This is a genomic window from Tardiphaga sp. 42S5 (genome assembly GCF_034044155.1).
Lineage (GTDB): Bacteria > Pseudomonadota > Alphaproteobacteria > Rhizobiales > Xanthobacteraceae > Tardiphaga > Tardiphaga robiniae.
The window spans coordinates 184,709-196,321 of record NZ_CP139027.1 but is presented as its reverse complement, the minus strand read 5'-3'; the positions used below and the strand labels follow the sequence as shown (position 1 = coordinate 196,321).

The following is an 11,613-nucleotide window of genomic DNA, read 5'->3' as shown; positions in this document are numbered from 1 at the left end:
CGTCCGAGGCGGTCGCGATCGCATCGCAGGCATGGGCGCGGGCCGCTTGACCCTGCGGCGTGACGCAGTCAGGTTCCGCGCCATCGCTTGCGGACCCGTCCTGCCTCATGTTCACCATCGCCTCGCTCTGGATCCCCTTCACTATCATCGCCTCGCTGGGGCAGGTGACGCGCAATGCCATGCAGCGTTCGCTCACTGGGCCGCTCGGGACCTGGGGCGCGACCAACATCCGTTTCCTGTTCGGCTTCCCGTTTTCGATCGTCTTTTTCGTGGTGATCATCCTGGCAACGGGCGACACGGTGCCATGGCCATCAGCCGAATTCTGGCCGTGGCTGCTGCTCGGCGCGCTGAGCCAGATATTTGCAACCGGGCTCATGCTGGCGGCGATGAATGACCGCTCCTTCGTGGTGACCATCGCCTATCTCAAGACCGAGGCGATCCAGACCGCGATTTTCGGTTTCGTCTTTCTCGGTGACCATCTGACGGCGCTGAAGGTCGCGGCGATCCTGATTGCGACCATCGGAGTCGTCGTCACGGCGCTGCGGCCCGGTGCTACGCGCAACATCGCCAGCATCCGGCCGACCGTCCTCGGGCTGGTCGCGGCGGCGGCTTTTGCGCTGTCGGCCGTCGGCTTTCGCGGCGCCATCATCACGGTGCCCGGTGTCAGTTTCGTCACGGCGGCGTCCTATGCGCTGGTCTGGGCACTATTCGTGCAGACCTTGATCCTGACCATCTATCTGCTGGCCCGTGCCCCCAAGGTGTTGAGCGACATCCTCGGCCTATGGAAGCCATCGATGCTGGCCGGCTTCATGGGCGCAGCCGCCTCGCAATTCTGGTTCCTGGCCTTTGCACTTACGGCCGCCGCCAATGTGCGGACACTGGCGCTGGTCGAGGTGTTGTTCGCGCAGGCCGTCGCCTATTATTCGTTCAAACAGCCGTTGTCCGCTCGCGAATTGTCGGGGATCGCGCTGATTGTCGTCGGCGTGGCGATGCTGGTTGCGGTGTGACGGCGCAGTGCGTGTGATGTCTCTTTCGTGGGCGCGCATGCTGCGATAGGACTGATCGAAGCCCTCCCGTGCCGATCCCGAGACCAGATTGATGCGCATCCTGTCCCTGCTCTTCCTGCTGCTTGTCGCCAACCCGGCCTCGGCGGTCGAAGCCATCGTCAAGGACGGCGATACGATCCAGATCGGCAATGTCGCCTACAAGCTTGCCGGCCTGGACGCGCCGGAGGTCGATCAGCCCTGTGTCGATGAACATGCCGACAACTGGGCCTGCGGCATCGAGGCAAGGGACCAGCTGGTGAAACTGATCGGCAAGCGCGAGGTTCGCTGCGAGGACCTTGGCGAGGACAAGATCTACAAGAACCGTCGCGCCGGTCTCTGCAGTGTCGTTGGCGAGACGAGTAGTCTCAATCAGGCGGTGATCCAATCGGGCTATGCGGTGAGCATCGAACCGTCGGACAAGGTCAGCGCCAAGACCAGCCTCAAGCCCGATGAGACGGCTGCGAAGGACAAGCGCCAGGGTCTGTGGCGCGGGTGCTTCGTGACGCCTGCGGAGTTCCGCAGCAAGACCGCTGACAGCCCATTGCTCGGCTCGGCCTGCCGGAGCGACAAGGACAAGGAGCTACGCGCGGCGCTGTTTCCCACCGATCTCGCGATGCCGGCCGGCTGCAATATCCGGGCGAAACAGGTCCGGCGGGCCAAGTTTACCGGCCATGTTGGCGTCTATCTCATTCCCCAATGCCAGAATTACGCGACCCAGCCGAAGCCGGATCGCTGGTTTTGCAGCGAGGACGACGCCCGCGCCGCGGGGTACCGCAAGGCGCTCAACTGTCAGGCCCCCAGTCGCCGCAACTGAGCGATGAGCCGGTGGCGCTGGACGCCGCGGGCTGAACCACGTAGCAAATCAGGACGCCGGAATGAGCCGGGCGCGGCGCCCAAAACCTGTTTAAGGGGCTTATTCCAGTATGCGAAATCCGGAGTAAAGCGCGTGGCCGAGAACACCAGTTCAGCATCGATCGAAGCCGTTGAGCGCAGCCTGGCCTCTGCCGGCTATATTGCCAGCCGGCAGATCGCCACCGCTGTCTATCTCGCCGAGAAGATCGAGAAACCGATCCTGGTCGAAGGCCCGGCCGGCGTCGGCAAGACCGAACTCGCCAAGGCAATCGCCGCCTCGCGCGGCCTCGAGATGATCCGCATGCAGTGCTATGAGGGCCTCGACGAGGCCAAAGCGCTGTATGAGTGGAAATACGCCAAGCAGCTGCTCTACACACAGATACTGAAGGACAAACTCGGCGAAGTGCTGGGCGGCGCCGATACGCTCGACAAGGCGCTGGAGCAGCTGCATGATTTCGGCGACGTGTTCTTCTCCAAGGAATTCGTCGAGCCGCGTCCGTTGCTGCGTGCGCTGGAACAGCCGATGGGCTGCGTGCTCCTGATCGACGAGATCGACAAGTCCGACGCCGAATTCGAGTCGCTGCTGCTCGAAATCCTGTCCGACTTCCAGGTCACGATCCCCGAGCTCGGCACCGTCGTAGCCATCGTACCGCCGACCGTGATCCTGACCTCGAACGGCGAACGTGATCTTGGCGATGCCTTGAAGCGCCGCTGTCTGCATCTGCATATCGGCTTTCCCGAGCCCAAGCTCGAAGAGCGCATCGTCGAGACTCGCGTGCCTGGCGTGTCCACCACCTTGCGCAAGCAGCTTGTTGGTTTCGTCAATCAGGTCCGCACGCTGGACCTGAAGAAACTACCGTCGGTCAGCGAGACCATCGACTGGGCCAAGGTGCTCGTGCTGCTCGGTGCGTCCGAACTCGGCCACGAGATGGTCAAGGATACGCTCAACGTGCTGCTGAAATACGAAGGCGATATCGAAGCGACACTGCCGCAGGTCTCGGGCTTCGTTGCCAAGGCCGACCGGCAGGGCGCGTTCGGTTAGCCGATGCGTGACACCCTGCATCGTTTCTTTCGGGCGGCGCGCGGCGCCGGGGTGAAAATCTCGCCCGCCGAAAGTATCGATGCGATGCGCGCGGTCGCCGAGGTCGGTCCCTCCGATCGCGGCATCCTGCGCGATGCGCTGCTGCTGACGCTGGCGAAATCCGGCGAGGAGAAGGCGGCGCTCGCTGCCTGTTTCGATACGTTCTTCACCCATCCTGATTTCGACGCGCCGTCCGCGGCAAATGACGACGACGAGACTGGCGAGGGGGCAAGCGAGAGCGGGACCGACGCCGCGGCAGGTACCGCGTCGGCACAGGATTCGACCGAACTCGGTTCGCTCGCGCAGATGCTGCTGGCGCAGGACCGCGCCGCCATTGCCGCTGCGCTTTCAAACGCATCGAATGCCGCCGGCCTGACCGACATCCGTGTCTTCACCCAGCGGGGGCTGTTTGCTAGCCGGGTGCTCGAGCAGCTCGGGATCGCGCAATTGCGCGACGACATCGACGCGCTTACGACCCGCAATCCGGCAGATGCAGAACGGCTTGCAACGGCGCTCGGCAGCCTGCGCGAGACCGTCAGCGAGATGGTCGCGCAGGCGCTGCTGCTCTATGGCCGCGAGGAGAAAGAGGCGTTGCGCAATGAGATCCTGCGCAATGCGCCGATGGCGCGGCTGGAACAGCGGCAGATCGCGCAGATGCGCGTTCTGATCCGGCAGATCGCGCGGCGGCTGCGGGAGCGCTTCAGCAAGCCGCGCAAACGGCAGCGCCGTGGCCATCTCGATGTCCGCCGCACCATCCGCCGCAATGCTGCTTGGGGCGGCGTGCCGTTCATGACGGCATGGAAGCGCCGCCATCGCGACAAGCCGAAGATCGTCGCGATCTGCGACGTCTCGGGCTCGGTCGCGCAGGTCTCCGACTTCTTCCTGCTGCTGATCCACAGCCTGCATGAAGTTGTATCCGATGTGCGCTCCTTCGCTTTTTCCGGCAACCTGATCGAAGTCAGTGAAGTCCTGGAGAAGAACAAGCCTGAAGAGGCGATGAAGCAGATCATGTCGTCGGTTGGCTACGGCTCGTCCGACTATGGTCGCTCCTTCGTCGATTTCGAGAAGGGTTTCATGAGCGCGATCACGGCGCAGACCACGGTCATTGTGCTCGGCGATGCCCGCAGCAACAATCTCGATCCGCGCGCCGACATCCTGCGCCGTATCGGCGAGCGCTCGAAGCGGCTGGTTTGGCTCAATCCGGAAGGACGGATGGGCTGGGGCTTCGGCGATTCCGAAATGCCGCGCTATGCGACCTTCTGCAATGTCGTGCGCCAATGCGCGACGGCGCAGCAACTCGAGCGCGCCGTCGCGGATATCGTGGCGACCTATCAATAGCCGTCGTCATCAGCCGAAGGTGAAGGCATAGGCCCGCACGCCCGGATCGAGGAATTCGATTCCGAATGTGCGGTCGGTGACGTCGCCAACTTGCCGCACCAATTGATACAGTTTTGCATCCGTCACGGTGCCATATCCCTCGGCATCGGTATCGGTGCCATGGCTGGCGCCGGGTGCTGCGCCATTGATGGTGACGCGGAAGCGCACCGGCTTGCCGTCCGGCGATGGCCCAAGAACCAGATGCAGGTCGCGGGCGTGGAAACGATAGGCGATACGGCCTGACGCCTCATCGAGCTGCGCATATTCGCGGCCGATGGTCCATGTGCCGCCCAGCGTCCAGCGGTTCAGCGGTAGCATGTCGCTCCCGCGATAGAGGTTCGGCACGTCTTCGCGTGCGCCGCCCGGCGAGGTGAAGCCGCTGGCCTGCGCATAGCCGAGATAGGTCTCTGACGAACGGAGTTGCTCCTCGTCCGCGGCGACCTGCGTGCCTTCCGCCTGGATCTTCGCGGTTTCGCCGGTCGGCTTGTGGCCGGCTTCCGCGAGCAGCTGCTGGATCACCTGTTCGGACGTCGCGTAGTTGCCTTCACCGATCGCTTGATGACGGATGCGACCATCGGCACCGACGAAATAGAGGGCGGGCCATGCATTGTTACTGAAGGCGCGCCAGATCCGGAAGTCGTTGTCGATCGCGACGGGATAGCCGACGCCGAGCTTCGTCGTTGCGGTGTTGACATTGTCGACATTCTTCTCGAAAGCGAATTCCGGCGTGTGGACGCCGATCACGACGAGGCCCTGATCGCGATACTTCTCGGCCCAGGCGCGGACATGCGGCAGTGTCGATCAGCTTGCTTTCAAACGCCGTCGTTGACGGCAGTGATAGTTGCGTCAGCAGGCGCGTATCCAGCCCGGCCCAGATCGCGATGGCGCCGAGCACTACCGCGCCACCCAGCGCGCGACGCACGCCATCGCTCCATGGCATCAGCTCGCGCGCTTTGGCGAGCAAACGTCCGCCCAGTAGCATGCCGGCGGCGAGTGACGTTGCCGCACCAAGACCATAGGCGAGCAACAGCAACACGGTATCGATTCCCGGCCCGTGCAGTGCCGCGCCGGTGAGGATCAGGCCCAGCACCGGTCCGGCACAGGGTGCCCAGACGAGGCCCGTCGCGATGCCGAGCAGCAGCGAAGCGACCGGTGTGCGGTTTGCGTTTGCATCATTCTGGCCGGCCGAATCGGACAACTTCACACCGAGTAGTACTAGCGGCGCCATCAGCCGTGTGGCTAGAGTCGGCAACAGCAGTGCCAGGCCGAATAGCGTCATTGCGATGAGGGCGATGGTTCTGACATAGCGATTTGCCTCGATCGCCCAGTTGCCGGCGACAGAGGCGAGACTGGCGGCCACCGCGAAAGTCAGTGTGAGGCCCATCAGCAAGGGCAATCCGCTGCGGCGAAACGGCTGGTCCGCGCGGGCGAGAATGATCGGCAGGATCGGGAAGATGCAGGGCGATGCGATGGTGAGCAGGCCGGCTGCATAAGCGAGGATGAAGAGCGTCACGGTGATCTCCAGAAATACACGAGTGAAGCCGGCGACCGTTCGGGGGAGCGCCGCGATCCGCGGACCGGTTGACGGTCCGCGGAAGAAGGCGAGGTCAGATCAGGTTGATCGCGACATTGATGTTGCCGCGCGTTGCCTTGGAGTAGGGGCAGATCTGATGCGCGGCATCGACCACTTGGCGAGCGACGTCCGGTGCAAGGCCGGGCAGGCTGACATTGAGGCGGGCCTGCAGGAAGAAGTCGCCGCCGGTGGTGCCAAGGTCGACTTCGGTGTCGACGGCAACGTCGGCCGGCAGCTTGACCTTCAGATTGCCGGCGGCGCGCCCCATGGCGCCGATGAAGCAGGCGGACCAGCCGGCCGCGAACATTTGCTCGGGATTGGTGCCGGCGCCGGCCGAGCCGGGAGGCGACAGCTTGACGTCGAGCCGACCGTCCGAGCTTTGCGACGCGCCATCGCGGCCGCCGGTGGTGTGGGTCTGGGCGGTATAGAGAACCTTTTCAATGGTGGTCGTGGTCATGGTCGTAGCTCCTATTTGTATCGCACGCGATGCAATCGAGTGCGATACAAATAACGGCTCCGATCTATCTGTCAACTCTTCCGATTTAATCGCATCCGATATATATATGGATGCGTTAGGTCACGTTCTCGTGTCCTGACGGGAGTGCGGACATGTCATCAAGCAAGCTAAAATCGGTCAAATCCGAGCAGGCCGGGCCGAAACTGTCGGATTTCCTTTGCTTTTCGATCTATTCAGCCAATCTGGCCTATGGCCGGGCCTACAAGCCGATCCTCGAAAAGCTCGGTCTGACTTACACCCAGTACATCGCCATCGTGGCGCTGTGGGAGGAGGACGGGCAGACCGTGGGCAGCCTCGGCGAAAAGCTGTTTCTGGAGTCCAACACGCTGACGCCGATCCTGAAGAAGCTCGAAGCGATGGGCTATCTGCGCCGGCAGCGCGATCCTGGGGATGAGCGGCAGGTGGTGATCAGCCTGACCGACGAAGGCCGGCGGCTGCGCGAGAAGGGGCTGACCATGAATCTCGTGAAGGCATCCGGTCTTGAGCCCGACGAATTCAAGAAAATGCAGCAGGGCGTCGCCACGCTGCGCGACAACCTCATCAAGGCTGCGCGCGAGAGCTGACCGACGCATTGGCCATGCAGCGGCCGGCATGCGGGTGCATGCTGTGTCGTCCTCCTGTAACCTCGCGGCAGCAGATCAGTCCGAGAGGTTGGCGTGAGCGACATCGACACGATTTTTACGCAGGCGAAATTCGCAGACGGTAGCCTCAACGCGATTGCCGTCAGCGGCGGCCATATCACCTCGATCACATCCGGTAGTAATCCCGCACCGACAACCGCAGAGACCGTCGATCTCGGCGGCACGCTTGTGATCCCGTCCTTCGTCGAAGGCCACGTCCATCTCGACACCAGTTTCTACGGCGATATCTGGCGGCCGCATGTGCCGTATTCGAACGGCTTCAACGTGCAGGAACGTGTCGCCATCCAGGCCGACAACATGGCCAAAGCCGCGCCGATGACTGAGCGCGCGCAGAGCCAGCTTGAGCTTTGCCTCGGCCACGGCAGCACGCGGATGCGCAGCCATGTGATGGTCGACGGTTCGGTCGGTCTCAAATCGTTGGAGATCATCCTCGCCGTGCGAGAGGCGCATCGCGACCTCATCGACATCCAGCTCGTCGCCTTCCCGCAAAGCGGCATCCTGCGCAGTCCGGGCACGCCGGATCTGCTCGATGCTGCTTTCGATCTCGGCGCGAACGTGATCGGCGGTCTCGATCCCGGTGGCTTCGACCGCGATGTCGAGAAACATCTCGATGTGGTGTTCGGCATCGCCGAGCGCCGCGGTGTTGATGTCGATATCCATCTGCACGATCCCTCGATGCTCGGCATTTTCGAGATAGAACAGATTTGCGCGCGCACGCAGGCGCTGGGCATGCAGGGCCACGTCGCCGTCAGCCACGCTTATTCGCTCGGCGATGTCGCTCCTGATGTCGTGCAGCGAACAGCCGAGTTGCTGGCAGTGAGCGGCGTCGCCATCATGACCAATGCGCCGGGTGCGCGGCCGTTTCCACCGGTGAAGCTGCTGCGCGCGGCCGGCGTCACCGTGTTCGGTGGCTGCGATAACATCCGGGACTCCTGGTGGCCCTATGGCGACGGCGACATGCTCGGCCGCGCCATGATGATCGGCTATCGCTCCGGCTTCAACACCGACGAAGATCTGATGCTGGCCTTCGACATCGTCACGGCCGGTGGTGCGAAAGCGCTGCGGCTGGAAGATCACGGCCTCCGCGTCGGCGCCAAGGCCGACTTCGTCGCCATCGATGCACCGCACGTGCCGCAGGCCGTGGTCGATCTGCCAAGGCGCCGCGCGGTCTACAAGAACGGCCGGCTGGTTGCCCGGGACGGCGAGATTGTCGCCCGAAAAGCTTGAATCATCGGCTGGACGCGTTACGACTGCGCCAAACAAAGCTGGCATGCCACGAGTTCTGGAGACGACGAATGCTTGAAACACCGCGCGCGCGACGGGGCATGGTGACCTCGCCGCATCACTTGGCGTCGCAGGCCGGTCTCGATGTGCTCAAGGACGGCGGGACCGCTGTGGAAGCGGCGATCGCCGTAGCGGCGGCGCTCGCAGTGGTCTATCCGCACATGACCGGCATCGGGGGCGACGGCTTCTGGCTGATCGCCGAGCCCGGTAAGGCGCCGATCACGTTGGATGCCTGCGGTCGCGCCGGCGCAGCGGTGGACCTTGCTTACTATGCGTCGAAGGGCGCTTCGGCGATTCCGTTCCGCGGACCGCTCGCTGCCAACACCGTCGCCGGGACCGTGTCCGGCTGGCAGAAGGCGCTGGATGTTTCGAAGCATTGGCAGAAGCCGCTGTCGCGCGAACGCCTGCTCGACAGCGCAATCTATTATGCCGAGAACGGCATCGTCGTCACGCGCAGCCAATCCGAACTGACGTCTGAGAAATTCGCGGAGCTGAAGGACCAGCCGAATTTCGCCGGGACTTTCATGCCGAACGGGCAGGCGCCGGCCGAAGGCGATATCATGAAACTGCCGGCGCTCGGCGCGACGCTGAAGCGTCTGGCCGTCGAGGGCTTCGAGAGTTTCTACAACGGCAAGCTGGCCGACACGATCGCCGCTGATCTCGCCAGGGTCGCATCGCCCGTCACCGCGGCCGATCTGCAGAACCATCAAGCCAGCGAACGTCCGCCGCTATCGACCACCGTGCGCGGCGCGCAGCTGTTCAACATGGCGCCGCCGACGCAGGGCCTGTCGTCGCTGATGATCCTCGCGATGTTCGATCGCCTTGGTGTCACCCAGGCCGAAGGTTTCGATCACATCCACGGTCTGATCGAGGCCACCAAGCAGGCCTTCATCGTGCGCGACGAGCATGTCGGCGATCCCGATCACATGACGGTGGATCCGGCGTCATTCCTCGACGATGCGAAGCTTGACGAACTGGCGCGCCATATCGATCGCAAGATTGCGCTGCCGTGGCCGCATGTGCGCAAGCCCGGCGATACCATCTGGCTCGGCGTCATCGACGAACAGGGCCGTTCGGTGTCGTTCATCCAGTCGGTCTATTTCGAGTTCGGCTCCGGCGTCGTGCTGCCGGAAACCGGCATCTGCTGGCAAAATCGTGGCGCCTCGTTCCGGCTTGCCGAAAGTGGCTGGAATGCGCTGAAGCCGAGCCGCAAGCCGTTCCACACGCTCAATCCCGCGATGGCGATCTTCGATGACGGCCGTCGTATGGTTTACGGAAACATGGGCGGCGAGGGGCAGCCGCAGACGCAGTCAGCGGTGTTCTCGCGCTACGGCATGTTCAACATGCCGCTGCAGCAGGCCGTGACCGCGCCGCGCTGGCTGCTCGGCAAGACCTGGGGCGACGAGAGCGTCACGCTGAAGGTGGAGGATCGCTTCGATCCCGCATTGATCCAGCAGCTTCGGGCTGCCGGTCACGTGGTCGAGGTGCTCGGTAGCTATACCGGCACCATGGGCCATGCCGGCGCCATCGTGCTGCACGCCAACGGTGTGCTCGAAGGCGCGACGGACCCACGCTCGGATGGTGCTGTCGCCGCTTGGTGATCAGTTCGCCATCATCTTGCGTAGCTCGGTCTTGAGGATTTTGCCGTTAGCGTTGCGCGGCAGCGGCTCCTTCAGGAAGGTGATGGTGTCCGGCACCTTGTAGTCGGACAGTCGCTCCGCGCAGTATTTGTGGATGTCGGCCTCATTGCCGCCATCGGGGCTGTAGACGAAGGCGTGTACGCGTTCGCCCAGCACTGGATCCGGTTTTCCCACCACCGCGCTTTCGACGATTGCGGGATGATGTGACATCACGTTTTCAACCTCGGTACAGTAGATCTTGAAGCCGGCGCGATTGATCATGTCCTTCTTGCGGTCGACCACATAGACATAGCCGTCCGCATCCATGCGGCCGATATCGCCGGAGCGCCAGTAGCCGCCGACGAAGCCGGTGCGAGTCGCATCCGGATTGTCCCAATAGCCCGGCACGACCATCGCGCCGGCAATGAGCAATTCGCCGTCCTGACCGGCCGGCACCTCACGTCCTTCTTCATCGGCGACCACGATATGCGCGCCCGTCACGGGTCGCCCGACCGAATTGATCTTGCTGACGGGCGAGCCGGGCGGAAACATCGTCGCGGGTGATGAAGTCTCGGTCGAACCATAGGCATTGCACAGATTGAGCTTCGGCAGCACCTGCGCGAGGCGCGTGATGGTCGCTTCCGGCATCGGCGCCCCGCCGAAGCCGGCGATGCGCCAGGCCGTGAGGTCGTGGGTCTCGAAGTCCGGCTGCAGCAGGCAGAGATTGTACATCGCGGGCACCATTAGTGTGTAGGTCATGCGCTGGCGTGCCGCGACAGCGAGAAACTCCGGTGCCTTGAAGGTCGGCAGGATGACCGTCGTTCCGGCGACATTGATGGTCGCAAGGATCAATGCCACAAGCCCGGTGACATGCGATGCTGGCACCGCCAGCATGGTGACGTCACCGTCGTGCAGGCCATAGCCGTGCTGGAAGTTGAGCAGCGAATGGATGATGCTCGCATGGGTGAGCATCGCGCCTTTCGGGTTGCCAGTGGTGCCTGACGTATAGAGCAGAAAAGCGGTGTCTTCCTGATGGAGTTCGGGAAGCGCAGCGGCAGGCGCATCTTTCGTCAGCTCCGCAAAGGATGGCGCACGCCCGCTGCCGACCACCCACTGATTACGCAAGCCCGCACGTGGTGCGGGCAGGTTGGCCTCGCAGTCGGCGTCATAGACGAGCGCTGAAGCCCCGCACTGCTGCAGCACATAGTCGATCTCGGGTGCGCGCTGCCGCGTATTGAGCGGGACGACGATCATGCCGGCGCGGACGGCGCCGAGCGCGCAGAAGATGAATTCCAGGCAGTTACCGAGCAGTATAGCGATGCGCTCGCCCCTCTTGAAGCGGGAGGCGATCAGATTGCGGGCGACATTCTCCGCGACGTGATCGAGCTCCGCATAGGTGACGCGTTTTTCGCCGAGCACCATCGCGACGCCATCGGGCTTCCGCGCGACTGCGGCGCGCAGCATGACGTCGAGAGTCGGCGGACGATCGGAGAAACAGGTGACGACGCGTTCGCGGTAGAGAACTTCATGGCGGGTGGCCGGCGTTGAGGTGTCCGGCGCGATCTGTCCTTGCATGTCCGTCCCAGACGTTTTTTGCGCGCCGCAATCGGCACGTCCCGCCAT

The 11,613-nt window shown here is 63.4% G+C and carries 11 protein-coding genes; 7 read left to right on the top strand and 4 right to left on the bottom strand.

Going from position 1 to position 11,613, the window contains the following annotated elements:
- The first annotated feature begins 107 nt into the window (after positions 1–107).
- From SFY93_RS00935 to SFY93_RS00920, 4 genes are all read left to right on the top strand, one after another.
- Entirely contained in the window at positions 108–1,007 is a 900-nt protein-coding gene (locus tag SFY93_RS00935) for an EamA family transporter (RefSeq protein WP_320445730.1), read from the top strand.
- Between the two features lie 91 nt (positions 1,008–1,098).
- Positions 1,099–1,860: a thermonuclease family protein gene (locus SFY93_RS00930; RefSeq protein ID WP_320445729.1), complete on the top strand. Its 762-nt coding sequence runs from the start codon at positions 1,099–1,101 to the stop codon at positions 1,858–1,860.
- Positions 1,861–1,992: 132 nt separating this feature from the next.
- Positions 1,993–2,940, top strand: coding sequence for an AAA family ATPase (locus tag SFY93_RS00925; RefSeq protein ID WP_320445728.1), 948 nt, complete (start codon positions 1,993–1,995; stop codon positions 2,938–2,940).
- A gap of 3 nt (positions 2,941–2,943) precedes the next feature.
- Positions 2,944–4,317 carry a VWA domain-containing protein gene (locus SFY93_RS00920; protein ID WP_320445727.1) on the top strand — a complete coding sequence of 458 codons (1,374 nt, stop codon included), beginning with the start codon at positions 2,944–2,946 and terminating at the stop codon, positions 4,315–4,317.
- Positions 4,318–4,326: 9 nt separating this feature from the next.
- Here the strand turns inward: SFY93_RS00920 and SFY93_RS29635 are convergent, their stop codons facing one another.
- From SFY93_RS29635 to SFY93_RS00910, 3 genes are all read right to left on the bottom strand, one after another.
- Positions 4,327–4,875 (bottom strand): hypothetical protein, encoded by a 549-nt coding sequence (locus SFY93_RS29635; RefSeq protein WP_414717127.1) that lies wholly within the window; start codon positions 4,873–4,875, stop codon positions 4,327–4,329.
- Between the two features lie 91 nt (positions 4,876–4,966).
- Complete coding sequence (locus tag SFY93_RS29630) at positions 4,967–5,869, bottom strand: cytochrome c biogenesis CcdA family protein (RefSeq protein WP_414717031.1); 903 nt, start codon at positions 5,867–5,869, stop codon at positions 4,967–4,969.
- Positions 5,870–5,963: 94 nt separating this feature from the next.
- Positions 5,964–6,386 (bottom strand): organic hydroperoxide resistance protein, encoded by a 423-nt coding sequence (locus SFY93_RS00910; RefSeq protein WP_320445726.1) that lies wholly within the window; start codon positions 6,384–6,386, stop codon positions 5,964–5,966.
- Between the two features lie 152 nt (positions 6,387–6,538).
- On the opposite strand from SFY93_RS00910, the gene SFY93_RS00905 reads away from it, so the two are divergent.
- The 3 genes from SFY93_RS00905 to SFY93_RS00895 all read left to right on the top strand — a co-directional run bounded on the left by SFY93_RS00905 (position 6,539) and on the right by SFY93_RS00895 (position 9,972).
- Positions 6,539–7,009: a MarR family winged helix-turn-helix transcriptional regulator gene (locus tag SFY93_RS00905; RefSeq protein ID WP_231078961.1), complete on the top strand. Its 471-nt coding sequence runs from the start codon at positions 6,539–6,541 to the stop codon at positions 7,007–7,009.
- A 93-nt stretch (positions 7,010–7,102) separates the two neighbouring features.
- Positions 7,103–8,314, top strand: coding sequence for an amidohydrolase family protein (locus tag SFY93_RS00900; protein ID WP_320445725.1), 1,212 nt, complete (start codon positions 7,103–7,105; stop codon positions 8,312–8,314).
- Between the two features lie 68 nt (positions 8,315–8,382).
- Positions 8,383–9,972, top strand: a complete 1,590-nt coding sequence (locus SFY93_RS00895; RefSeq protein ID WP_320445724.1) for a gamma-glutamyltransferase family protein — start codon at positions 8,383–8,385, stop codon at positions 9,970–9,972.
- Here the strand turns inward: SFY93_RS00895 and SFY93_RS00890 are convergent, their stop codons facing one another.
- On the bottom strand, positions 9,973–11,565 hold the full coding sequence (locus SFY93_RS00890) for a class I adenylate-forming enzyme family protein (RefSeq protein WP_320445723.1): 1,593 nt from the start codon (positions 11,563–11,565) through the stop codon (positions 9,973–9,975).
- Positions 11,566–11,613 lie beyond the last annotated feature (48 nt).